Source organism: Arthrobacter sp. Soil761, from assembly GCF_001428325.1.
In the GTDB taxonomy this organism is placed as follows: domain Bacteria; phylum Actinomycetota; class Actinomycetes; order Actinomycetales; family Micrococcaceae; genus Arthrobacter.
The window spans coordinates 212,426-234,763 of record NZ_LMSF01000002.1; the positions used below are offsets into that span (position 1 = coordinate 212,426).

Annotated in this window: 21 protein-coding genes and 1 pseudogene; 12 read left to right on the forward strand and 10 right to left on the reverse strand. The window is 67.6% G+C overall.

Annotation, left to right across the window (positions count from 1 at the left end):
- Nucleotides 1-76 precede the first annotated feature (76 nt).
- The 5 genes from ASG79_RS03410 (at nt 77) to ASG79_RS03430 (ending at nt 3,554) form a co-directional block, all read left to right on the forward strand.
- Entirely contained in the window at nt 77-1,486 is a 1,410-nt protein-coding gene (locus ASG79_RS03410; protein ID WP_056388609.1) for an amidase, read from the forward strand.
- A 148-nt stretch (nt 1,487-1,634) separates the two neighbouring features.
- The gene (locus ASG79_RS03415) at nt 1,635-1,859 is read left to right on the forward strand and encodes a hypothetical protein (RefSeq protein ID WP_056388427.1); all 225 of its coding nucleotides are present in this window, start codon (nt 1,635-1,637) and stop codon (nt 1,857-1,859) included.
- Nucleotides 1,860-1,990: 131 nt separating this feature from the next.
- On the forward strand, nt 1,991-2,194 hold the full coding sequence (locus ASG79_RS03420; RefSeq protein ID WP_018770279.1) for a hypothetical protein: 204 nt from the start codon (nt 1,991-1,993) through the stop codon (nt 2,192-2,194).
- A gap of 250 nt (nt 2,195-2,444) precedes the next feature.
- Entirely contained in the window at nt 2,445-2,909 is a 465-nt protein-coding gene (locus tag ASG79_RS23985; protein ID WP_018770280.1) for a lipopolysaccharide assembly LapA domain-containing protein, read from the forward strand.
- Nucleotides 2,910-2,972: 63 nt separating this feature from the next.
- Nucleotides 2,973-3,554 carry a dihydrofolate reductase family protein gene (locus tag ASG79_RS03430; protein ID WP_056388429.1) on the forward strand — a complete coding sequence of 194 codons (582 nt, stop codon included), beginning with the start codon at nt 2,973-2,975 and terminating at the stop codon, nt 3,552-3,554.
- A 63-nt stretch (nt 3,555-3,617) separates the two neighbouring features.
- On the opposite strand, the gene ASG79_RS03435 is transcribed toward ASG79_RS03430, so the two are convergent.
- From ASG79_RS03435 to ASG79_RS03445, 3 genes are read right to left on the reverse strand one after another with little or no spacing between them, the layout of a single operon-like run.
- Nucleotides 3,618-5,132: a carboxyl transferase domain-containing protein gene (locus tag ASG79_RS03435; protein WP_056388432.1), complete on the reverse strand. Its 1,515-nt coding sequence runs from the start codon at nt 5,130-5,132 to the stop codon at nt 3,618-3,620.
- Between the two features lies 1 nt (nt 5,133).
- A complete protein-coding gene (locus ASG79_RS03440; RefSeq protein WP_056388435.1) occupies nt 5,134-6,342 on the reverse strand; it encodes a CaiB/BaiF CoA transferase family protein in 1,209 nt (402 codons plus the stop codon).
- Between the two features lie 59 nt (nt 6,343-6,401).
- On the reverse strand, nt 6,402-7,769 hold the full coding sequence (locus ASG79_RS03445) for an SLC13 family permease (protein ID WP_018770284.1): 1,368 nt from the start codon (nt 7,767-7,769) through the stop codon (nt 6,402-6,404).
- A gap of 136 nt (nt 7,770-7,905) precedes the next feature.
- Between ASG79_RS03445 and ASG79_RS03450 the strand changes: the two genes are divergently transcribed.
- The 3 genes and pseudogenes from ASG79_RS03450 (at nt 7,906) to ASG79_RS03455 (ending at nt 10,173) form a co-directional block, all read left to right on the forward strand.
- Entirely contained in the window at nt 7,906-8,604 is a 699-nt protein-coding gene (locus ASG79_RS03450) for a FadR/GntR family transcriptional regulator (protein ID WP_056388437.1), read from the forward strand.
- A gap of 164 nt (nt 8,605-8,768) precedes the next feature.
- Nucleotides 8,769-9,047 (forward strand): annotated as a pseudogene (locus tag ASG79_RS24280) (cytosine permease); the annotation flags it as partial.
- 64 nt (nt 9,048-9,111) lie between these two features.
- On the forward strand, nt 9,112-10,173 hold the full coding sequence (locus ASG79_RS03455; RefSeq protein ID WP_268760734.1) for a purine-cytosine permease family protein: 1,062 nt from the start codon (nt 9,112-9,114) through the stop codon (nt 10,171-10,173).
- An 84-nt stretch (nt 10,174-10,257) separates the two neighbouring features.
- On the opposite strand, the gene ASG79_RS03460 is transcribed toward ASG79_RS03455, so the two are convergent.
- Complete coding sequence (locus ASG79_RS03460; protein WP_056388438.1) at nt 10,258-10,719, reverse strand: DUF4190 domain-containing protein; 462 nt, start codon at nt 10,717-10,719, stop codon at nt 10,258-10,260.
- Nucleotides 10,720-10,754: 35 nt separating this feature from the next.
- Complete coding sequence (locus ASG79_RS03465; RefSeq protein WP_056388440.1) at nt 10,755-11,327, reverse strand: LysE/ArgO family amino acid transporter; 573 nt, start codon at nt 11,325-11,327, stop codon at nt 10,755-10,757.
- A 95-nt stretch (nt 11,328-11,422) separates the two neighbouring features.
- Here ASG79_RS03465 and ASG79_RS03470 point away from each other — a divergent pair, with 95 nt between their 5' ends.
- Entirely contained in the window at nt 11,423-12,349 is a 927-nt protein-coding gene (locus tag ASG79_RS03470; protein ID WP_056388442.1) for a LysR family transcriptional regulator ArgP, read from the forward strand.
- Here the strand turns inward: ASG79_RS03470 and ASG79_RS03475 are convergent.
- The gene (locus tag ASG79_RS03475) at nt 12,309-13,265 is read right to left on the reverse strand and encodes a nuclease-related domain-containing protein (RefSeq protein ID WP_056388444.1); all 957 of its coding nucleotides are present in this window, start codon (nt 13,263-13,265) and stop codon (nt 12,309-12,311) included. The genes ASG79_RS03470 and ASG79_RS03475 overlap by 41 nt on opposite strands.
- Before the next feature lie 240 nt (nt 13,266-13,505).
- On the opposite strand from ASG79_RS03475, the gene pgm reads away from it, so the two are divergent.
- Nucleotides 13,506-15,170: a phosphoglucomutase (alpha-D-glucose-1,6-bisphosphate-dependent) gene (gene pgm, locus ASG79_RS03480; protein WP_056388446.1), complete on the forward strand. Its 1,665-nt coding sequence runs from the start codon at nt 13,506-13,508 to the stop codon at nt 15,168-15,170.
- Here the strand turns inward: pgm and ASG79_RS03485 are convergent.
- Together ASG79_RS03485 and ASG79_RS03490 are read right to left on the reverse strand one after the other, a co-directional pair.
- Nucleotides 15,167-15,688: a 2'-5' RNA ligase family protein gene (locus ASG79_RS03485; RefSeq protein ID WP_056388448.1), complete on the reverse strand. Its 522-nt coding sequence runs from the start codon at nt 15,686-15,688 to the stop codon at nt 15,167-15,169. The genes pgm and ASG79_RS03485 overlap by 4 nt on opposite strands.
- 134 nt (nt 15,689-15,822) lie before the next feature.
- Nucleotides 15,823-16,428: a malonic semialdehyde reductase gene (locus ASG79_RS03490; protein ID WP_018770293.1), complete on the reverse strand. Its 606-nt coding sequence runs from the start codon at nt 16,426-16,428 to the stop codon at nt 15,823-15,825.
- Between the two features lie 199 nt (nt 16,429-16,627).
- Between ASG79_RS03490 and ASG79_RS03495 the strand changes: the two genes are divergently transcribed.
- Nucleotides 16,628-17,980 carry a uracil-xanthine permease family protein gene (locus tag ASG79_RS03495; protein WP_056388450.1) on the forward strand — a complete coding sequence of 451 codons (1,353 nt, stop codon included), beginning with the start codon at nt 16,628-16,630 and terminating at the stop codon, nt 17,978-17,980.
- Here the strand turns inward: ASG79_RS03495 and ASG79_RS03500 are convergent.
- Both ASG79_RS03500 and ASG79_RS03505 read right to left on the reverse strand, forming a co-directional pair.
- Nucleotides 17,977-18,900 carry an SGNH/GDSL hydrolase family protein gene (locus ASG79_RS03500; RefSeq protein ID WP_056388452.1) on the reverse strand — a complete coding sequence of 308 codons (924 nt, stop codon included), beginning with the start codon at nt 18,898-18,900 and terminating at the stop codon, nt 17,977-17,979. The two genes, ASG79_RS03495 and ASG79_RS03500, sit on opposite strands and share 4 nt — an antisense overlap.
- Entirely contained in the window at nt 18,897-19,781 is an 885-nt protein-coding gene (locus tag ASG79_RS03505) for a GAF domain-containing protein (protein ID WP_056388454.1), read from the reverse strand. Before ASG79_RS03505 ends, ASG79_RS03500 begins: the two co-directional genes overlap by 4 nt.
- A 276-nt stretch (nt 19,782-20,057) precedes the next feature.
- Here ASG79_RS03505 and treS point away from each other — a divergent pair, with 276 nt between their 5' ends.
- A complete protein-coding gene (gene treS, locus ASG79_RS03510; protein WP_056388456.1) occupies nt 20,058-22,334 on the forward strand; it encodes a maltose alpha-D-glucosyltransferase in 2,277 nt (758 codons plus the stop codon).
- The last annotated feature ends 4 nt before the right edge of the window (nt 22,335-22,338 follow it).

The following is a 22,338-nucleotide window of genomic DNA, read 5'->3' on the forward strand; positions in this document are numbered from 1 at the left end:
GCCGCCCTCCCCGCACCCCCGGCTCCGGCCGCCCGCACGGAACGGCCTGCCGGTGCGCAAACGGAGTCCCGGTTCCGTGACTGAACTCCATGAGCTTTCGGCACTGGCCCTGCGGGACCTCCTGCGGAGTGGAGCAGTGTCCGCCGCGGAGGCCGCCGCCCATTTCCTGGCCCGGACCGGCCAGCGGAACGCCCTTCTCGGCGCCTTCATCACCGTGACCGCGGAACAGGCCATGGACCAGGCCAAGGCGGCCGATGCCCTGCATGCCCGCGCCGACGCCGATGACCTGCCTGTGCTGCACGGCATGCCCCTTGCCTTCAAGGACCTGACGGACGTGGCCGGGGTGGTGACCACGCACGGCAGTGCCGCCCTTGACCACAAACCCGCCCCCGCCGACGCTCCGCTGGTGTCCCTCTTCAAGGATGCCGGCGTGGTTTCGCTGGGCAAGACACAGGTACCTGAATTCGGACTGACGGCCTACAGCGAAAACCGCATCGCACCGCCGTCGCGCAATCCCCATGCACCCAGCAGGAGTTCGGGAGGTTCGTCCGGCGGCAGTGCAGCGGCCGTGGCAGCGGGGCTGCTGCCTTTCGCTCCGGGGACCGACGGCGGCGGGTCAGTCCGCATCCCGGCGGCAGCATGCGGCCTGGTGGGCCTGAAGCCGGGCCGGGGGCTGGTGGCAGCCGGGGAAAGTGCCGGCGATCCCGCGCGGCTGGTGGTGCCCGGTCCCCTTGCCCACAGCACGGAGGACGCGGCGCTGATGATGGACGTCATGGTCCCGGAAAACCACTACCTCCGGGCAGTGCAACAAGAGGAGCCGCCGCGGCTGCGGATCGGCGTCACCCTGGACAGCCCGTGGTCCGGCACGTTTCCCTTCACGCCCGAACAGGACGCCCTGGACGCGCTCCGTGCCGGTGAGGCCCTCCTGGAACACGCCGGCCACAGCCTGGGTGATGCATCCATCCGCTACGACAACCGTTACCCGGATGCCTTCACGACGGCGTGGACCGCCGGGGTGGGCGCAGCCAGGATCAGTCCGACGCGTGAAGCTCTACTGGCCCCCTTGACGCGGACCTTCCGCCGTCGGGCACAGCAGCGCAGCCCCGCCAAGCTCGCGGAGGCACTGGCATTCCTGCGGCAGTTCCAGCATGACACGGTGGCGCAGTACGGGCAGTGGGACCTGATGCTGATGCCGGCCCTGGCGCAGACGCCGCGGCCGGTGGGATGGTTCACCGGCACGGCGCATGGCGGGGAGCGCTGGCCGTCGGCGCAGTGGCCCGGGGACGCCGACGGCGACTACCGGAAGCAGTGCGAATACGCCCCGTGGTCCTCCATGGTGAATGTGTGCGGCCTGCCGGCCATCACCGTTCCCGTGCACTGGACCGGGGGTAGCGCCGGCAGTGGACTTCCCATGGGAATCCAACTTGTTGGCCCCATGGGCTCCGAAGCCCTCCTCCTGCAGGTGGCCCACCAACTGGGCTACTAGGGAAACTTCGGGAAGCTTCGCCGGAGGGCAGATGTTGACCTGCTCCTAACACCGGCTTAATCCGCTGGTAACCCTGGCGGCGCACACTTGAAGGAGCACCTTTCAGCACCCTCCATTCGCCCTCCGCCCGATGAGGAGTTGCCCCACCATGAACGTTGAACACCCTGCCCCAGGCACCGAAGCCACCATGACGGCAGACGACGGACGTCCAGACATGAGCAACTCGAACGTCAGGGAAGACCTGGCGATGACAGGCCGGTGCGCGCTGGTCCACCTGCCCACGGGACGGACCTGCCTCCTCCCCCTCCGGCATCAGGGGCCCTGCGAGTTCCACCGCCCGCAGGAGGCACAGGACGTGGTTGACGGCGCCTGACAAGCGCGGACATCACTCATGCGGCCGCTGAGGCCTCTGGTGCGTTCGTTGCCCCTGGACTGCGTTGGCATATCGACTCCCCCGCCAATCAGGAGGACGATTAAAGGGCAGTCACCATGAGGAGGTCTGTGATGTGCTACGCATCGAACAAGGACTTCGGGTGGGGCGCCAGGAAAGAAACCAAGCGCCGGCCTGAAGCCGAAACGGAAGCCCCTGCGGAAACTCCGGAGGAGCCGGTCAAGGCACCGGACTTCACGTTCTGGGCCTTCCCCAACTGGCGCAGGATGCCTGCGCCCCGCACCCCCTCCGCCGAACGGAGCAAGGAGAGGGTCTGACCCGGGCGGTGAGACCCGGGCCGGGCTGACCGGACCGAAAATGGCCCGGCCAGACTGCCGGAAGGAGGGGTTCTCACGTGAGGGCCCCTCCTGGCCGACGGCTCCCCCGCACCCTTTCCTACGCAGGTCATTGCGCCGGTCATGATGCAATTCCTAACGCAGGACGCGGTACCGGTCGTTGTGCCGCGTCAACCGGGGCGTCTATGGTTAGACAATAAGCATGCTTAGCATTTTGGGAAAGGGGACGGACATGAGCGCAGGACAGTACACGCCAGGGCCGGAAGGCCGGCAGGAACCGGATGCCACCACGCCGTCGAACGCAGCGCAGCCATCGGGAGACCGGGCCGCAACCTACGGCGGCGCGCCGTCCTACGCACCGGACGCAGGGGGAACAGTCGGAACAACGGGGACACCGGCCACCGGGACAGCGGCGACGGGCCGTGGAGTCCCTGAACGCAAGGTCACCCGCGCCGGAGTCATCTGGGCAGGTGTAGTGGCATCCTTAGTGCTCCTGATCCTGCTGATCGTCTTCATCCTGCAGAACCAGGACCAGGCCCTGGTCCGGTTCCTTGGTTTTGAGGGGTCCGTCCCGCTGGGGATGGCACTGTTCATCGCTGCCGTATCAGGCGGCGTCTTGGTGGCCGTGGCAGGCGGAGCGCGCATCCTGCAGCTGCGCAGGAACGCCCACCGGACCAGAGTCCAGTCCAGGAGGTAGTCCCTTGGCAGCGGGTGCCGCCCGCCACCGCGGGCGCTTCCCGCCACGGAAAGGCTGACCGCAGTGGGCAAGGTCGTGGTGATGAACCATGTGACGCTCGATGGCGTCAGGCAGGGACCGGGGCGCCCGGATGAAGATCCGCGGGGAGGATTCACCGGCGGCGGCTGGGCCGTTCCGCATGCCGACCAGGCGACGGTCCAGAAGATGGGCGGGCGCATGGGCGCCGGCCACGCTTTCCTCTTTGGACGGCGCACCTACGTGCAGCTCCTGTCGTCATGGAACGCCCAGGGCGGTCCATTCAAGGACGCCCTGAACAACACGCCCAAGTACGTCGCCTCCGGTGACCCCGCCTTGAAGCTTGAGTGGCCAAACTCAACGCTCCTTCGGGGGGACGTTCCGGCGGCTGTGAAGGAGCTCCGGGAAACCTTCCCCGGGAACCTCGTGATCATGGGCAGCGGAGTGCTGATCCGCAGCCTTATGGCGGCAGATCAAATCGACGAGTACCTGCTCATGATCCATCCCCTGGTGCTGGGCAACGGTCACCAGCTTTTCACCGGGGCAACAAGAACGCCGCTGCGGCTCCTCGAAGCCGAACACACCGCCACGGGCGTCATTATGGCCCTCTACGTGCCGGACCAGCCGTAGGAAGCGCCGGAACCGATACTCCGGCGCCTCCCGGGCCTGCCCCCCACGACCAAGTGGCAACCGTCAGCTGCCGCCGAGGGATGCGAACTTCCGCGCCCGGGCAGCCACGAGTTCCGGCACGGGAACGCCGGCCACCGAGCCCAGCTCAAACTCAATCGCCCGGGCCATCCGGGTGCAGAATTCGCGCGGCTCCAGAGAAGCATCGTCCCGCTCATCCACAATGTGGTCCACCAGGCCGTTCGCGTACAGCGCGGCCACGTTCACTCCCTGCGCCTGGGCCATGGCCGGGGCGAACGCGGTGGTCCGGTGCACGATGGCGCTGGCACCTTCCGGAGGAAGCGGTGAAAGCCAGCTGTGCTGGGCCGCGATGGTCCTGTCCGCGGGCAGCAGTGCCAGCGCACCTCCCCCGGCGCCCTGGCCAAGCAGCACGGAGACCGACGGCGATTCCAGACCGATCAGTTCGTGCAGCGAGCGCGCAATTTCGCCGGCAAGTCCGCCCTCCTCCGCCTCCTGCGACAAAGCAGCGCCGGCGGTGTCGATCACGGTGAGCAGCGGCAGCCGCAGTTCCTCCGCCAGCTTCATGCCGCGGCGCGCCTCCCGCAAGGAACCCGGTCCCATCCCGGCGGCGTCCTTCCGAAGCGGGCGGGCGTGGCCCAGGACGATGCAGGACTGGGTGCCAAAACGCGCCAGTGCCAGCAGCAACCCGGGGTCCTTCTCCCCCTGTCCGGTTCCGTTCAGGGGGAGAGCGTCGGTGGCGCCGACCTTCAGCAGCTGGCGCAGGTCCGGCCGCCGGGGACGCCGGGAGATCCCGATGGACGTCCAGGCGTCAACTGTTGAAGGCCGGACGTTGAGGGTCTCGGGAGGGGCAGGGCGCGCAGCCACCGGGCCCCCGGGAGAGAGGATGTCCAGTGCCCGGCCCACCAGGTCTGCAAGATCGCCGGGTTCCACCACGCCGTCGATCAGTCCCTTGTGGAAGAGGTTCTCCGCCACCTGCACGTTCTCCGGGAACGCCTCGCCGTACAGCGCCTCGTACACCCGGGGACCCAGGAAGCCCAGCAGGGACCCAGGTTCCGCCACGTTGATGTGGCCCAAGGAACCCCACGATGCCATGACGCCGCCGGTGGTGGGGTGCCGCAGGTAGACCAGGTACGGCAGCCCGGCCTGGCGGTGCGCCCGGACGGCACCGGTGATTTTCACCATGGACAGGAACGCGAGCGTCCCTTCCTGCATCCGGGTTCCCCCGGACGCAGGACCGGCCAGCAGCGGCAGCCCCTCCGCGGTGGCGCGTTCGACGGCGGCAACGATCCGTTGCGCCGCCGCATGGCCGATGGAGCCGGCCAGGAAGGAGAATTCGCTGACGATCAGCGCAACGCGGCGGCCGCGGATGAGGCCGGCGCCGGTGACCACCGACTCATCGGCGCCGCTGCGTTCGCGCGCTTTTGCCAGGTCGCGGGCGTACTCGTCAGAGACGTCCGGCTGTTCCGGTTCGGTGTCCCAGGAGACGAACGAGCCTTGGTCCACCACGGCGTCCAGCAGTTCGGTTGCGTTCAGGTGCCGCACCTTTTCCTTCGTCGGCATGCTATTTGGCCCCCGCCGTTGCAGAAGCCAGGCCCAGCCACTCGCGGATTGCCGGCCCGTCCTCGTCCAGCAGCGGCGGTGCATCGTGCTGGGTGGGGGTGGTTTCGGCCGCATCCCCGGGAGCGAAGAACCGCAGCGGCGGACCGGGCAGGCTCATTTTTCCGAGCAGCGGGTGGTCCACATCCACCACCAGCCCCTGGGATGCCACCTGCTCCCAGGCGTACACCTCGTCCAGCGAGCGGACCTTCCCTGCCGGGATCCCGGCGTCGTTCAGTTTCGCCAGCAGTTCCGTCGCACCGTAGCCGGCGAAGGCGCGTTCGACGGCGGCAATCACCCCCGCACGGTTCCGCACCCTTTCGGCATTGCTGGCAAAGCCGGGGGCACCCGGCTCCAGGCCGAAGGCCGCAGCAAAGGACGCCCACAGCTTCTCGCTGCCGACGCTGATCTGTACGCTGCCGTCCTTGCAGTTGAACAGGCCGTAGGGGGCGATGGACGGGTGGTGGTTGCCCTGGGCCTGGGGAACTTCGCCTGCAACGGTGGTCCTGGTGCCCTGGAAGGCATGGACGCCGATCAGCGATGCCAGCAGCGACGTGCGTACCACCTTGCCCTGGCCGGTCCGGGTCCGCTCCACCAGCGCCGCGAGCACGCCGAAGGCGCCGTTCATCCCGGAAAGCAGGTCGGCAATTGGAACGCCGACGCGCTGGGGGTCGTCCGGCCCTGACCCGGTGAGGGACATGAGTCCGGCCTCGCCCTGCAGGATCTGGTCGTAGCCGCTGCGCTGGGACTCGGGCCCGTCGTGGCCAAAGCCGGTGATGGACAGGATCACCAGCCGCGGGTTGATCTCATGCATCGCCGCGGTGGAGAAGCCCAGCCGGTCCATGACCCCGGGCCGGAAGTTTTCGATCACCACGTCCGCCCGCTCCAGCAGGCCGCGGAGCACCGCCTGCCCGTCGCCGCTCTTCAGGTCCAGGCTGATGGACTCCTTGTTGCGGTTGCAGGACATGAAGTAGGTGGACTGGAGGTCGTCTTCGGGGCCGACGAAGGGCGGCCCCCAGCCGCGGGTGTCGTCACCGGTTCCGGGGTTCTCCACCTTGATGACGCGGGCGCCGAGGTCCGCCAGCATCATGCCTGCGTGGGGTCCGGCCAGTGCGCGGCTGAGGTCGACGACGGTGTGCCCGGCCAGGGGGCCTTGGCGGTTCTCGGTGCTCATGGTTTGGGTTTCCTTTCTGGAACGGGTGGCGGACGGCCGCCGGTGTGGGGCAGTGGCAGCTAGAGCCAGCCGGGCACCACCAGCGCCAGCCATGCCAGGACGGGGCCGGCCACGATCACGATGCCGCTGTAGCCGAGGATCCGCTTGTAGAACTGGTCCTTGTCCACGCCTTCCGGGGCATTGGCCAGAACCAGCGCGCCGTTGGTGGAGAACGGTGAGACGTCCACGATGGTGGCGGACACTGCGAGGGCGCAGATGACGCCGACGGCGCCGATCTCGCCGGTGGAGAGGAACGGAACCGCGAGCGGGATGAGCGCTGCAAGGATGGCGGTGGAGGAGGCAAAGGCGGATACCACGGCACCGATGAAGCAGATGATGAGGGCGGCCAGGAGCGGCATTCCCATTCCGGCAACGCCGCTGGAAACGAACTTGATGGTTCCAGCTTCCTCCAGCACTCCGACGAACGTCAGCATGCCGCAGATCAGCAGCACGGTGGACCAGCTGATCTTGTTGATGGCCCCCTTCTGGGCTGCGGGTGACACCAGGGCCAGCACAATGGCGATGGTGATGGAGACGAAGCCGACGTCCATCTTGAAGCCAAGGGCCACGACGGCCAGCACGATCAGGCCTGCAATGGTGACCAGCTGCGGAATCCGCTCTTTGCGCTCCTTGGTGGCCGCGACGCCGTCGCCTGCGGGGTCCCTGGGACCGTACATGCCGGAGCCGAAGCCCTTGAAGGGGACGTCGGCGCCGGCTTTGGCGCCGACGCTGACGGCCATCCGTGCCTCAGCTGCCTGCTCCACGAACTGTCCCACCTTGGAGGACATGAGGTTCCTGCCGCCGAGGACCACGAAGAGCACCAGTGCGATGACCAGGTTGAAGATGAAGCTGGACAGGAACAGCGCGGTGGGGCTGAAGGCAAGGTCCGTCTTGGCCAGGATGCCGTTGACGGTGACACCGTAGACGGCGATGGGCGAGAAGCCGCCCGCCTGCGCGCCGTGGATCACCATCATGCCCATGAGCAGCGGGCTGATCTTGTACTTGCCGGCGAAGCTCAGGGCGATGGGGGCAATGATGGCGACGGCGGCGGGAGACAGGGCGCCCACGGCAGTGATGACGGCGGTGATGGCGAACATGACCCACGGGATGAGGGCAACGCGGCTGCCCACCAGGCGGACTGCGCCGCGGACCAGCAGGTCAATGGTTCCGTTGTTCTGCGCTATGGCGAACAGGTAGGTGACGCCGACGATGGTGAGGAAGAGGCCGCCGGGAAAGTTGGCCAGGATCTCGTTGGTGGACATGCCCAGCACCAGGGCGCCGAGCAGGAACGCGCCGACGAAGGCGAGCGCGCCCATGTTGAGGGGCAGGACGGTGGCTAGCAGGAACATCGCCGCGAGGATGATGATCGATAAGACAGGAGCGGACATCGTTGGTCCTCCGTTGGGGGAAAGAAAGAATGTGACGTGAGTTACTGGCTCACTGGACTAGCCTCTTAGACAGTGAGTCTATCTGTCAATAGACGAAGGAGGTATTCTGGTCCCTACGACCCCGAGGGAGGGCTTTGTGGAGAAGACAGCACGGCTGGGCCTGGAACGCGTCACGCGGCCCCGGCTGTACGAGCAGCTGGTGGAGCAGATCCTCGCCTACATCGAGTCCGCCCAGCTCCGGCCGGGCGATCTCCTGCCGGCGGAGCGCGACCTTGCCGAACGGCTTGGGGTTTCCCGCGCCACGCTGGCGCAGGCGCTGGTGGCCCTGGAAGTGCTTGGCGTCATCGACGTGCAGCACGGCACTGGCGCAGTCCTGGCCCGGCGGCCCAGCGTAGCCTCGGTCATCAAGGGCCTGCGCGAGCACCAAAGCCGGCTTCCCGAAATCGTGGAGGCGCGCAGCACCCTGGAAGTGAAGCTTGCCGCCCTCGCCGCCGAACGCCGGACCGACCAGGATCTTGCCGCCATCGACGATGCCCTGGACGTCATGGCCAGGGAAATCAACGACGGCGACCGCGGCACCCACGGCGACGAACTGTTCCACCAGGCCATCACCGCGGCAGCACACTCGTCCGTCCTGGCACAGCTGATGGCCTTCATCGCCGAGATGATCCTGGAAACGCGGATGGAGTCGCTGGGGCAGCCCGGCCGGCCCGAACAGTCCCTGGCGTCGCATCGGAAAATCGCCGATGCCGTCCGGGCCCAGGACGCGGCGGCGGCCGCGGACGCCATGCTGGCGCACATCGAGCTTGTCTCGGACGTGGAGCTGCTCCGCTAGCCAGGCCGCGCGACACGCGGAGGCGTCTGGTTTCCCGGACAGCAGGACCCGGCTGCGGGTGTTGGCCGGCCGCCAAACCCGGTGTGATGGACCCTACGTTTCCATCACTGAGGAGTTAGGCCATGGCCGGAGGCAGTACCGCCGTTGAGGCACGATCGATCGACATGATCCCACCGGGCGAGCGGCACGGACACCCGCGCGGCCAGTTCACCCTGTGGTTTGGTGCCAATGCCCAGATCACCGCCATCGTGGACGGCGCCCTGGCCGTGGTGTTCGGCGCGGACGCCTTCTGGGCAATAGTGGGCCTGCTGGTGGGAAATGTGCTGGGCGGCGCGGTCATGGCCCTCCACTCGGCCCAGGGTCCCAAGCTGGGCTTGCCGCAGATGATCTCCAGCCGCGCCCAGTTCGGCGTCTACGGGGCCGTGATTCCGCTGGTGCTGGTCATCCTCATGTACGTCGGGTTCGCCTCAACAGGCACCGTCCTCTCGGGGCAGGCGATAAACCCTCATGCTGGGAGTGGACGCGCCCGCCGTCGGAATCCTGGTCTTCGGTGCCGCAACGGCCCTGCTGGCCATCCTGGGGTACAAGTACATCCACGCGCTGGGCCGCATCGCCACCGTACTGGGCCTGGCAGGCTTCCTGTACCTGACCCTGGCGGTTGCCACCAAGTTCGACATCACCCAGGTGATGATGGTCAAGGGCTTTGAATGGCCCACGTTCCTCACCGCCGTTGCCCTGGGTGCCGGCTGGCAGCTCACCTTCGGCCCATACGTAGCCGACTACTCCCGCTACCTTCCCGCGGACACCTCGGAACGGAAGACCTTTTGGTACACCTTCGCCGGCTCGGTGGGCGGGGCGCAGTGGGCCATGACCCTGGGCGCCCTGGCCGGCGGACTCTCCGCCGCCAAGCTGGGCGGGGACTTCCTGAAGAACCAGGTGGGCTACATGGGCGATCTCGCCGGCGGCGGGCTGATCGCCATCTTCATCTACCTGATGATCGTCACCGGCAAGCTGACGGTTAACTGCCTGAATGCCTACGGCGCCTTCATGTGCGGCGTGACCATCAGCACCGCCGTCAACCGGAGGGATACCGTCTCCAAAGTCGTGCGGGTTGCCTTCATCGTGGCGGTAATCGGCGCCAGCGTGCTCATCGCACTGTTCGCCAGCAAGGATTTCCTGAACCTGTTCAAGAACTTCGTCCTCCTGCTGCTCATGGTCTTCACGCCCTGGTCCGTGATCAACCTGGTGGACTACTACAAGGTCTCCCGGGACCGGCTGGACATCCCCGCCCTCTACAACCCGGACGGCCGCTACGGCCGCTGGAACGTGGCCGCCCTGGTTTCCTATGGAATCGGCGTCGTCATCCAGGTCCCGTTCCTGGCGCAGGCGCTGTACACGGGCCCCGTCACCAAGCTGCTGGGCGGCGCGGACATTTCCTGGCTGGTGGGAATCGTTGCCACCCTGGCCGTCTACTACCCCTGGGCCAAGGCCACCAACCGCGCGCCGGCGGAGACCATTTACCCCGGGTATCCGGTAGAGGTGCCCGCCACCGCAGCAGTCAAGGGGTAAGGGACGACGGCGGCAGAAGGGACGACGGCGGCACGGGCGCAGGTGCCCGGCCGCCGTCGCCGTTGCTTTCCCAGCCGGCCAGGGCTAGAAGGTGCCGGTATTGGAACCGGCGGTGCCGGCGATCGCCAGGCCGATGATGAGCAGCAGCCAAAGGGCGCCGTAGCCCAGGAGGCACAGGTAGCCCAGCACCAGGCCGGTGATGGACATCCCCCTGCCGGAGGGTTCGCGCCGGAGGGCCAGGTGGCCGGTGATGATGGCGGCAAACTGCGGAAGCAACAGCCAACCCGTGATGACCGAGGCGATGCCGCAGACCATGCTTGCGATGCTCAGGGTCTTCGCTTCCACCGGCCGGCCATAGTAGGACGGCTGGCCGAAATACTGCGGCTGGCCGTACTGGCCCTGGTTGTAGGAGCCCGGGTTGTACTGGGGCTGGCCGTACTGTCCCTGCCCGTACTGTCCCCGTCCGTACTCGGCCGGCGGCCGGTAGCTGGGCCACGGCGAACCGTCACGCTGGTAGTCAGGCCCCTGGGATGGCTGGTTACTCATGGTTTCTCCCCTGCGGATCTCGGCTCCAGCCTACTTCAGTGCAGGACCAGGCGGATGGCCAGGGCCAGCATCAGCACACCGATGGCAGCATCAATCCAGCGCCACGTTCGCGGGCTGCCGAGCACTCCAGCCAGCGCGCGTGCCCCATACCCCAGGGCGGAGAACCACAGCACGCTTCCGGTGACTGCGCCTGCGGCAAAGACCCAGCGCAGATCGGCTCCCTGCTGGTTGGCGAGGCTGCCCAGCAGCACCACGGTGTCCAGGTAGACGTGCGGGTTCAGGAAGGTCAGGGCGGCCGTGGTGGCGATGACCGAGTTCTTCGACTTGGGCGCCTGCTCCGCCAGGGTGGAGGGTTTAACCGCCGCCATGAAGGACCGCGCGGCGAACCACAGCAGGTACGCGGCGCCGGCCCAGCGCAGGACTTCCAGCGCCTCGGGGAACCGGGTGACCAACGCCCCGATGCCGGCCGTGCCACCGACGATGAGCAAGGCGTCGCCGGCCATGCAGACGGCCACCACCGCCCCGATGTGCTCGCGCCGGATGCCCTGGCGCAGCACGAAGGCGTTCTGGGCGCCGATCGCCACGATCAGCGCCATCCCGGTGAGCATTCCCGTTATTCCAGCAGTCCACATACCTACTGACGGTAGGATCCGCATGACATACAGGCAAATGAATGATTCTTGGTATTCATTAGGATGTCTTCATGAATTTTGAGCACCTGAAGGCCCTGGTGGCTGTCATCGACGAAGGAACGTTCGAGGCAGCGGCCGATCTGCTCCGGATCACGCCGTCCGCCGTGAGCCAGCGGATCAAGGCACTGGAAGCGTCGGTAGGCCAGGTCCTGGTCCGCCGAAGGCTGCCCTGCACGGCCACCGACGCCGGCGCGCTGCTGCTGCGGATGGCCCGCCAGGTGCAGGTGCTGGAAGCGGAGACGGCGGCGGCACTGGGCGCAGGGTCGCCGGCCCGGGCCCAGCTGCCGGTGGCCGTCAACGCGGACTCACTGGCCACGTGGTTCGTCCCCGTCCTGCATCAGGCCGCCGCGTGGGAGGACTCAGCCCTCGATCTCCACGTTGAGGACCAGGGCTACAGCAGCCAGCTGCTCCGCGAAGGCGAGGTCATGGGAGCGGTGACGTCGGACCCTGCCCCGGCGAGCGGGTGCAGGGTGGAACTGCTGGGCTCCATGCGGTACGTTCCGGTGGCCACCCCCGGGCTGCGCCGGCGGTTTTCCGTGTCCGGCGGCGTGGATTGGGCGGCAATGCCGGTCCTGAAATTCAACACGAAAGACAACCTGCAGGAGCAGCTGCTCACGGCCAGGAGCCTGCGGCAGCTTCCTCCAACGCACACCGTCCCTTCGTCCCAGGGATTCCTCGCGGCAGTCAAAGCCGGTTTGGGCTGGGGGATGATTCCGGAGCTCCAGCTCACGGACGAGCTGGAGTCCGGCGCCCTGGTGCGGCTCGAGGACGGCCCCCACCAGGACGTGGCCCTGTACTGGCAGGCCTGGACCCTGGACTCGGAACGGCTCAACCGGATGACCGGAGCAGTCCGCGCGGCCGCCAAAGACCGGCTGCTGCCAGGAGATGCGCCGGAGGCTAGCGGCCCAAGTAGGGCAGGATATAGACGGCAAAAATGACGAAGGCCGCCAGCAGGGCAAGCTTCCCTCCACTGGTGCCGCCATGCTGCTGCGCTTTGCCGTTCCTGCCGCGGCGCGCCGATCCCGCCGACGCCCCGGTCCGCGTTCCGGCCGGCGCTCCCGCCCTGTGCCCTGTGGGTTGTCCTGCCTTCGTTCCGCCCGGGGGGAGGGCCCGCCCTGCGGGGTGCCGGGATGCACTTTGGCTGCGGCCCGTTTCGTCCGGGGAGCCGGGCTTCCCGCGGGGAGTTGCTGCGGGGCCGGCCGGGGGCAATGCTCCCGCCGGGCGCACCACGGTTCCCGGCCGTACGCTGCGAAAAGCGGTGATGCCTGGTTCCTGTTCATGGGTGAGCTGCTGGCCCAGGTGCGCGTACAGGCCCACCACTGTTTGCTGGTCGAGCACGGCCGGCAGCGCTTCGATGGCTCCCACCACCCGCTGGGAACCGGCCACGGCAACGTCGGATTCAGTCACCCCGAAAAGGTCGGGCTGCGCGGACATGCAGATGAGTGGACGCACCAGGCGGCGGTGCGGCGGAGTCAGCACCGAGGCCACGGCAGCACACTGGGCCAGGGCCCCTTCCACTGCCTGGGTTCGCGCAAAGCGGCCCTGCCACAGCACCCCGGAAGCCACCCGCACCTCACCGGTCCAGTTCTTCGAGTCGATCACCACCACGCCGCCGGGGCCCACCAGGACGTGGTCAAGGTTCGCTTTGGGCCGGCCGGGCCAGTGGACATCGTGGAGGACGTACCAGCCGCGCGGGACCAGTTCGCTGAGCTTGTCGGCCACCACCCGCTCCCCTGCGGCGCCGGCGTCCCACGCCTTCGTGGAACGTTCGGCCTGGTCCAGTTGGCGCTTCAGCCTCGCAACGCGCTCGGCAGCCAGCCTGGACTGCTCCGCTGCCCCGTCTCCTGCCCCCATTGGACGTCCCCGTTTCCTAGCCGGACAGGACTCCGGCGGCGGCCCGCCGTCGTCCGTTCCTTTCCCTTGTTTCCTGGAATTTTTTGAAAGGTAGCAGGGCGTCAAAGGGCCGGTATATAGGTACTTTCCGGGCCGGGTACTCAGGTGGACTACTTGGTTTGACGAGCACATTGCGCGTCACAGGGTCCGGATTATGGGCGGGTCGTTTGGACTCCTGCCAGGTTCTGGCATGCTGGAGCCATGGCTAGCCGCGCGGGTACAGTTGCCCAACCCCAGGACCTTGTTGACATCACTGCGCTTCTTGACGCGTATTACGACATTGCGCCGGACCTGGGTGATCCCGGCCAGCGCGTCGTCTTTGGCACCTCCGGGCACCGGGGCTCCAGCCTCAAGGCCTCGTTCAATGAACAGCACATCGTTGCCATCACGCAGGCAATCGTGGAATACCGGGCTGCGCAGGGCGTCACCGGCCCGCTGTTCCTGGCCAAGGACACCCACGCACTGAGCGAGCCCGCGCAGAACTCCGCGCTGGAGGTGCTCGCCGCGAACGGCGTCCAGGTCCTCGTCGACGCCAGGCACGGCTACACCCCCACCCCGGCGCTGAGCCACGCCATCCTGACCTACAACCGGAAAGCCGCACCGGGCGCCCCGCAGGCCGACGGCATCGTGGTGACCCCCAGCCACAACCCGCCCGGCGACGGCGGCTTCAAGTACAACCCCCCGCACGGCGGCCCGGCGGACTCGGATGCCACCGGCTGGATCGCCAACCGCGCCAACGAGCTGCTGGAGAACGGGCTGCGCGGCGTGAAGCGGATCCCGCTGGCGGACGCCCAGGCCGCAGACACCACCGGCAAGTTCGACTTCCTGAGCAGCTACGTGGACGACCTTCCGTCCGTCCTGAACCTGGACGCCATCCGCAATGCCGGGGTCCGGATCGGTGCCGATCCCATGGGCGGCGCGTCCGTGGACTACTGGGGCGAGATCGGCGAGCGCCACCACCTGGACCTGACCGTGGTGAACCCCACGGTGGACCCGCAGTGGGCCTTCATGACCCTGGACTGGGACGAGAAGATCCGCATGGACTGCTCTTCGCCGTCGGCCATGGCGTCGCTGATCCAGCGGATGTCCGATGCCGCCGCCTCCGGCCAGCCTGCATTCGACGTGGCCACGGGCAACGACGCCGACGCCGACCGCCATGGCATCGTCACCCCGGACGGCGGGCTGATGAACCCCAACCACTACCTGGCCGTCGCCATCGACTACCTCTACCGCAACCGCAGCGGCTGGAACCCCGCCTCGGTGATCGGCAAGACGCTGGTGTCCTCCTCCATCATCGACCGCGTGGCCGAGAGCCTGGGCCGCAAGCTCGTTGAGGTGCCCGTTGGCTTCAAGTGGTTCGTGCCCGGCCTGCTCTCGGGTGAAGGGGCGTTCGGTGGCGAGGAATCCGCCGGTGCCTCCTTCAACAAGCTGGACGGCAGCGTCTGGACCACGGACAAGGACGGCATCCTGCTGGCACTGCTGGCCTCGGAGATCACCGCGGTCACCGGCAGCTCCCCGTCCCAGCTGTACAAGGGGCTGACGGACCAGTTCGGCGCCCCCGTCTACGCCCGGATCGACGCCGCCGCCACCCGCGAGCAGAAAGCTGCACTCGGCAAGCTGTCGCCGTCGGACGTTACCGCCACGGAACTGGCGGGCGAGACGATCACCGCCAAGCTCACGGAGGCGCCAGGGAACGGCGCACCCATCGGCGGCCTGAAGGTGGTCACCGAAAACGCCTGGTTCGCGGCCCGCCCGTCCGGCACGGAGGACGTGTACAAGATCTACGCCGAGTCCTTCAAGGGCGAGGAACACCTGAAGCAGGTGCAGGCGGAGGCCAAGGCGCTGGTGGACAGCGTCATCGCCTAGTACTGCGAAGGTTCCTGGCTCCACAACCGGAGGATGCGCCTGATGGCGTGGTCGCCGCCGGGCGCCATGTCCACCAAAGCCACGCGGTCAAGCACGACGGCGTCGCCCCGGTGGAGGCGCTTGGCGTCCGGGCCTGGGGTGGCCTGGTGGGAGACGTGCGGCCGGTAGCCGGACAACGTGTGGCGCGGCGTGAGGATCCTGCCGCCCGCGTCCACCACCACCTGCACCAGCCGCTCATGCAGCTCCTGCAGGGCGGGGTGCGGCTCCACCAGGTTGACGGGGACGGACCCGTTGCGGCCAAAGGCGGCGTCCTCCCCCACGGTCAGCTCCGCGCCAAGCGCTGCGTTGGCCGGCCCATCTGCAAGCGCGGCGATGCTTTGGGCGACGTCGGCACCGTCCGCGGCGGCGGCGGCGGCGTCGAACCTCACCAGGGTGACGTGCAGCGGCCACTCCGTCCGCAGAAAAACCTGGCCGTCCGCCACCGGTTCCACGAAGGCCACAAAAATGAGGTTCCGCATCGGCATACGCCCAGTCTCCCACCGGCCCACCTCCACGCCTCTAAACGCCCCATCACATCCCGCCCAAAAAACCCAAACGCCCCATCACCAGGTGATGGGGCGTTTGGAGAAAAGACGCAGGAAGTGATGGGGCGTCAGACGGTGCGGACAGCCTCGTCGTAGGAGAATTTGGGCTTTGCCTCGCCCCAGGCGTCCTCGCCCGGCTGGCCGATGTTGACCACCAGGAAGCTCTTCTGGTCGCCGGCCGGGAAGAAGGCGGCGTCGATGGCGTTGAAGTCAGCGCCGGTCATGGGGCCGGCGGCGAAACCGAGCGAACGGACGGCCAGGATGAAGTAGCCGGCCTGCAGGTGGGCATTGTTGTTGCCCGTGGCTGCGGCGAGCTGCGGGTCGGCGTCGTACATGGCCTTGGGGGCGTTGTAGCCGGGGAGGAAGTCGTCCCACTTGCCGGCCCAGTCGGTGTCGTAGCTGAGGATGGCCACCAGCGGGGCGGAAGCCGTCTTGGCCTGGTTGCCGCGGGACAGGGCATCCACCAGGGTGGCGCGGGCCTCGGCCGAGCGAACATAGGTGACGCGCAACGGCTGGGAGTTGAACGCGGTGGGGCCGAACTTGGTGAGCTCGTAGATGGCCTGGGCCTGCTCCTCGGTCACCTCGCCGGTGAAGGAGTTGGCGGTGCGGGCCTGGGCAAAGATGGCGTCCACGGCTGCCGAATCGATAACCGCTTCTTCGTGGGCAATGGTCATTGGCTTACCTTTCGCTGCGCCGCCCGCCTGCGGGGGTGGCCTCTGATGCTTTCCATAGTTGCAACTTCAACTGCTTTCCTCCTCTTCCCGTGACGCCGGGTGACCTTGGCCACAGCGGGCCCGCACAAACACTTGGCGGTATTCTGGAGCGAGTTGATCTTCGCCCCCTCGCGGCACCCCCTGAAAGGCATTCCTTCCCATGAGCATGCTCGGAATCAAATGGAAGCTGCACGGCACCGGCAAAACCATCAAGCCCGGCCAGGTGGTGGCCCCGGATGAGCGGCTGGCGTGGCCCCTGACCATCGGCGTGGGCATGCAGCACGTGGTGGCCATGTTCGGCGCCACCTTCCTGGTTCCCATCATCACCGGGATGCCGCCCGCCACCACGCTGTTCTTTTCGGGGATCGGCACGCTGCTGTTCCTGGTGGTCACCAAGGGCCGGGTGCCCAGCTACCTGGGTTCAAGCTTTGCCTTCATTGCACCCATCACCGCCTCGCAGGCGCAGTTCGGCATCCCCGGCGCCCTGGGCGGCGTGGTGCTTGCCGGCGTCACCCTGGCCCTGGTGGGGGCCGTGGTGCAGAAGTTCGGCGCCGGCTGGATCAACCGGTTGATGCCGCCCATCGTCACGGGTGCCATCGTGGCACTGATCGGCCTGAACCTTGCCCCCGCCGCCAAGCAGAACTTCGACGCCGCCCCGATTACGGCCCTCATCACACTGGTCACCATCATCCTGGTCAGCGTCCTGTTCCGCGGAATCCTGGGCCGGCTCAGCATCCTGGTTGGCGTTGTGGTGGGCTACCTGGTGGCCATGCTCCGCGGCGAGGTGAAGTACGACAAGATGGACGCCGCAGCCTGGGTTGGGCTGCCGCATTTCCAGACCCCCGAGTTCCACATCGGCGTCCTGGGCCTGTTCGTCCCGGTGGTCCTGGTGCTGGTGGCAGAGAACATCGGCCACGTGAAGTCCGTTGCCGCCATGACAGGACAGAATCTCGACGGCGTCTCCGGACGCGCGCTGATGGCAGATGGTGCTGCCACCGTGCTGGCCGGCCTGGGCGGCGGATCGGGCACCACCACGTACGCGGAGAACATCGGCGTCATGGCGGCCACCAAGGTGTATTCGACGGCGGCCTACTGGGTGGCGGGCATGTTCGCCATCCTGCTCAGCTTCTCGCCGAAGTTCGGCGAACTGATCGCCACCGTCCCGGCAGGCGTGCTGGGCGGCGCCGCCACGATGCTGTACGGCATGATCGGCATCCTGGGCGTGAAGATCTGGGTCCAGAACAAGGTGAACTTCTCCAACCCGGTCAACCTGACCACTGCCGCAGTGGCCCTGATCATCGGCATCGCGGACTACACCTGGACCATTGGCGACCTGAAGTTCACCGGCATCGCCTTGGGTTCTGCTGCCGCCCTGGTGATCTACCACGGCATGAAGGCCGTCGCGAAGGCGCGCGGAACGGTGGCCGAACCCGAAACCGAGCAGGGCGTACTGCCTCCGGCAGCGAAGGCCGCGATGAAGGCCGCGGCCAAGCGCTCCCCCAGGAAGCGCTAAGCCACCCTGCCGGTTTCCACCCCGGGGTCCACTCCAGGCTGTCCGTCATAATCCGGTCCGGAGGTCCTGGCCGCGGGATGTCCGGGCGGGAAGGGACCGGGACGGCCAAGGCCGAACACCGGGACCGGCTGCGGCCGCTTGGCCGCCAACCCGCTGACCTGGTGGGGCCGCATCCGCTTCAGCACCCACGGCACAAAGTACTGCTTGGCCCAGACCAGGTCTTCGGCCCGGGCCTGCGTCCAGCCGTGCGCGGGAAGCGGCCGCGGCTGCAGCGGCCTGAGCGTATGCGGTACGCCCAGGGCGTTGAGGGTGGCCACCGCTACGGAATGGTGGCCCAGCGGGGACAGGTGCAGCCGGTCCGGGTCCCACATCAGCGCATGCTGCAGCTCCGGCAGGCACCAAAGGTCAACCATGATGGCGTGGTGCCGGGCCCCGATCCTGTGGAGATGTTCGTTGTAGACCGCCACGCGGCCGCGGATCTTGCCGAAGACCGGCGTGTTCCCCCAATCGGGACCTGCATACAGCAGGATGGTGGCGCCCGTGTCAGCCAGGATACCCACGGCCTCGTCGATCTTTTCCGCCAGCTTGTCCGGGTCGCCGTGGCGGAACACGATGTCGTTGCCACCGCCGGACATGGCAATCAGGTCGGGCTTCAACGCCAGGGCCGGTGCCAGCTGCCCGTCGAGGATTTGCCGCAGCAGCATGCCGCGGATGGCCAGGTTGGCATAGGCGAAGTCCGGCTGGCTGTCCGCCAGTTCCTCCGCCACGCGGTCAGCCCAGCCCCGGAGGCCGCCCAGGCTGTGCGGCTCGGGATCGCCGATCCCTTCGGTGTAAGAGTCCCCCAGGGCGACGAACCGGTGCCAGGGGTGCCTGCCCGGTCCTTCCGTGATGGAGCGCAGTTCCTGTTTCCCGATAGTCATGCTGTCCTCCCTTCCGCAGCAGGCGGGGGTTCCGTCCCCGCCGCAGCGTCCTTGCGGGCCGACCTTCCGGTTGGAAAGTCCCGCCCCGCCGGCGACGGCCGCGGGAGCTCCGCCACGCCGTCGTACGTTTCCTGCCGCAGCCCCGACGGCTGCCCAACCCCGAGGTCCATCCCTGCGGGGGCCACAACGTTCAATGCCACGTCCCGGAGATCCAGCTCGTGGTGCAGCGCCTGCGTCTGCAGGAACCGCAGCGCACCCTCCCGGGTGAGTCCGTATTCGTTCATCAGGCTGCGCACGGCGAGGTCCACCAGGACCAGGGAGCTTTGGACGACGGCGAGACCCGCCGTCGTTTCCGCGCGTTCGGCCACCCGGACCACAACATGCATGGCCCGCGCCACCTCACGGGCATAGCTTTGGCTGCGCACCAGGTCATCGCTGGTGAAGGCGTGCGGGAACGGCGCGTAAAGATTGATGGCGGCGCTGGTCCCGCCTTCGGTGAGGATGGGGACGGAGAGCAGGGACTGCACCCCATGGGCCGCGGCAGCGCTGGAATACCCCGGCCAGCGGCGGTCCCGGCTCAGGTCCGACACCAGGACGAATTCTGCGGTGCGCATGGCTTCCATGACCGGCCCGTCAGCGAACGAGCATTGCTCCCGGTCCGCTTCGCGTGCCTGCTCCGTACTGGCTGCGATGGTCCGCGCCGTGCCCAGGCGGAAGAGGGTGGCCGCCCAGCTGATGCTGCGGCGCTCACCTTTGATACCCGCCATGAAGTCGCGGGTGACGTCCCGGAGGTAGTCTTCAACGTCCTTGCTGTCGAAAACCGGCTGCGGGGTAACTGGAAGCGGTCCCCAGCCAACCTGCCCCGTGGGTTCAGCGGCCATGCTCCAGCCCTGCTATCAGCGCACCGGGCCCACTGCAAAACCTTGCTCTAAGAATACGACCGCTGGCCGCCATAGTGGGCAAAGTTGGCGAAACAAGGGGGTTTCGTCTGGTTGGGGACGGACGGCACGCCGGCGTCCCCTCCACCGGCTCCGCTGAGCAGTAGCATCGGGAGAGGGAACGCCGAATACTCCCTGTTGCCCTGGGTACGTTTCCTTGGGCAAGGGGTCTTGGAGCATCCATGCCAGCACGGAAACGAGCAATGGAAAGAGGAGCTTATGCCTGAGCCGGGCACCAGCGGGAACACTTCGGAAGCGGATGCAGCCGCCCCCATCGGGGAAGTGGAAGCGGGCGCTGCGGAGCCGTCAACGGAACTGGACGTCAATTTCGACGAGCAGTTCTTCGCGGCCAGGCCAAAGGCGCTGCGGCCCATCGCGCGCCGGCGCCAGTTCGTCGGCAGCAGGCCGTCCTTTGAGTTCGACGGGCGGAACGCGGCGTACGTGGACTGGCTCCGCAACCAGGCGATGCTCGGGGACGCGAACACGCTGGCCCGGCAGCTGTCCGGCCAGGCCAGCATGTGGCAGAACTCGTACGCCCATCCCAACCCGCGGGCCGCCGTCGAACGCGCCTCCGTGTGGTTCACCGCCTACCCGCTGTCCTTCATCACCCCGTCCGGCCAGTCATTCCTTTCGGCGCTGGGCGATCCGGCCATGTGGAAGGCGTTCCGCGAAATCGGTATCCGCGGAATCCACACCGGGCCCGTGAAGCTCGCCGGCGGCATCAGCGGCTGGTCCCACACGCCCAGCGTGGACGGGCACTTCGACCGCATCAGCATGGCGATCGACCCTGTTTTCGGCACCGAGGATGAGTTCCGGCGGATGTGCGAGGTGGCCGCCGAGCACGACGGCACCGTCATCGACGACATCGTCCCGGGCCACACCGGCAAGGGCGCGGACTTCCGCCTGGCCGAAATGAACTTCCGGGACTACCCCGGCATCTACCACATGATCGATATTCCGGAGGAGGACTGGAACCTGCTCCCGGACGTCCCGGAGGGGGCGGACTCGGTCAACCTCAGCCCCGACTCCGAGCAGGCGCTGCAGAAGGCCGGCTACATCATCGGCAGGCTGCAGCGGGTCATCTTCTACGAACCCGGGGTGAAGGAAACCAACTGGAGCGCCACGCGGCCCATCGTGGATACCACCGGCAAGACCCGCCGCTGGGTCTACCTGCACTACTTCAAGGCCGGCCAGCCCTCCATCAACTGGCTGGACCCCACCTTCGCCGGAATGCGCCTGGTGGTGGGCGATGCCCTGCATTCGCTGGTGGACCTGGGCACGGGGGCGCTGCGCCTGGACGCCAACGGCTTCCTGGGCGTGGAGAAGAGCGCCGAAGAACAACCCGGCTGGTCCGAGGGGCACCCACTGTCCGAGGCAGCCAACCAGCTCATCGGCTCCATGATCCGGAAGGTGGGCGGGTTCTCCTTCCAGGAACTGAACCTGACCATCGACGACATCAAGGCAACCTCCGATGCCGGCCCCGACCTGTCCTACGACTTCATCACCCGGCCTGCGTACCACTACTCCCTGGTCACGGCCGACACCGAGTTCCTGCGGCTGACCCTCCGGCTGTCGCTGGAAATCGGCGTGGACCAGGCGTCGCTGGTGCATGCCCTGCAGAACCATGACGAACTCACTTACGAGCTCCTGCACTTCGCCGCCGGGCACCGGGACGAGATGTTCGAGCTCAACGGCGAGGAACTCACCGGGGCGCAGCTGGCCGAACAGGTCCAGCAGACCCTGCGGGAACGGCTCACCGGCGAAAACGGGCCCTACAACGCCGTCTTCACCACCAACGGCATTGCCTGCACCTCGGTGAGCTTCATCATGGCCGCGCTGGGCATCAAGGACCCGTCCACCACCACCCCGGAGCAGGAAGCCCAGATCCGGGACGTCCACCTGCTCCTGGCCATGTACAACGCCCTGCAGCCGGGCGTCTTTGCCCTTTCCGGCTGGGACCTCACGGGCATCCTGGCCCTGGACCGGAGCAGCGTCCGCGAGCTCACCTCGCAGGGCGATACCCGCTGGATCAACCGCGGCGCCCACGACCTCATGGGAACCAGTCCGGACGCCACCACCTCGTCCGCCGGGATGCCCCGGGCCCGCAGCCTGTACGGGCCGCTGCCCGAACAGCTCAAGGACCCCGACTCGTTCGCGCGCCGGCTGCAGCGGATCCTCGCCGTGCGGGAAGAGAACGGGATCGCCACCGGCACCCTGCTCGACGTCCCGGACGTTTCCAACCGCAGCGCACTGGTGCTGGTCAACCGGCTGAAGGACGGCAGCCTGCAGGTCACGGCGCTCAACTTCTCCGGGCAGGACATCGCCGGCAGCATCCAGTCCAACGAGCTGCCGTCCGGCGCCAACGTCAAGGATCTGTTCAGCGGCGAGACGGTGGGGCAGGTGGATGACCTGCACAGCTTCTTCCTGGAGCTGCCCGCGTACGGCGGCACGGCACTGATCCTGGCCGAAGCGCCCGAGCCGGAGGCGGAGGCGTAGGGCC

Coding starts and splice junctions, on each gene's coding strand:
- ASG79_RS03415 (WP_056388427.1), top strand. CDS start 1,635: ATGAACGTTGAACACCCTGCCCCAGGCACCGAAGCCACCATGACGGCA.
- ASG79_RS03420 (WP_018770279.1), top strand. CDS start 1,991: ATGTGCTACGCATCGAACAAGGACTTCGGGTGGGGCGCCAGGAAAGAA.
- ASG79_RS23985 (WP_018770280.1), top strand. CDS start 2,445: ATGAGCGCAGGACAGTACACGCCAGGGCCGGAAGGCCGGCAGGAACCG.
- ASG79_RS03435 (WP_056388432.1), bottom strand. CDS start 5,132: ATGCCGACGAAGGAAAAGGTGCGGCACCTGAACGCAACCGAACTGCTG.
- ASG79_RS03440 (WP_056388435.1), bottom strand. CDS start 6,342: ATGAGCACCGAGAACCGCCAAGGCCCCCTGGCCGGGCACACCGTCGTC.
- ASG79_RS03445 (WP_018770284.1), bottom strand. CDS start 7,769: ATGTCCGCTCCTGTCTTATCGATCATCATCCTCGCGGCGATGTTCCTG.
- ASG79_RS03455 (WP_268760734.1), top strand. CDS start 9,112: ATGCTGGGAGTGGACGCGCCCGCCGTCGGAATCCTGGTCTTCGGTGCC.
- ASG79_RS03460 (WP_056388438.1), bottom strand. CDS start 10,719: ATGAGTAACCAGCCATCCCAGGGGCCTGACTACCAGCGTGACGGTTCG.
- ASG79_RS03465 (WP_056388440.1), bottom strand. CDS start 11,327: ATGCTCACCGGGATGGCGCTGATCGTGGCGATCGGCGCCCAGAACGCC.
- ASG79_RS03470 (WP_056388442.1), top strand. CDS start 11,423: ATGAATTTTGAGCACCTGAAGGCCCTGGTGGCTGTCATCGACGAAGGA.
- ASG79_RS03475 (WP_056388444.1), bottom strand. CDS start 13,265: ATGGGGGCAGGAGACGGGGCAGCGGAGCAGTCCAGGCTGGCTGCCGAG.
- pgm (WP_056388446.1), top strand. CDS start 13,506: ATGGCTAGCCGCGCGGGTACAGTTGCCCAACCCCAGGACCTTGTTGAC.
- ASG79_RS03485 (WP_056388448.1), bottom strand. CDS start 15,688: ATGCGGAACCTCATTTTTGTGGCCTTCGTGGAACCGGTGGCGGACGGC.
- ASG79_RS03490 (WP_018770293.1), bottom strand. CDS start 16,428: ATGACCATTGCCCACGAAGAAGCGGTTATCGATTCGGCAGCCGTGGAC.
- ASG79_RS03495 (WP_056388450.1), top strand. CDS start 16,628: ATGAGCATGCTCGGAATCAAATGGAAGCTGCACGGCACCGGCAAAACC.
- ASG79_RS03500 (WP_056388452.1), bottom strand. CDS start 18,900: ATGACTATCGGGAAACAGGAACTGCGCTCCATCACGGAAGGACCGGGC.
- ASG79_RS03505 (WP_056388454.1), bottom strand. CDS start 19,781: ATGGCCGCTGAACCCACGGGGCAGGTTGGCTGGGGACCGCTTCCAGTT.
- treS (WP_056388456.1), top strand. CDS start 20,058: ATGCCTGAGCCGGGCACCAGCGGGAACACTTCGGAAGCGGATGCAGCC.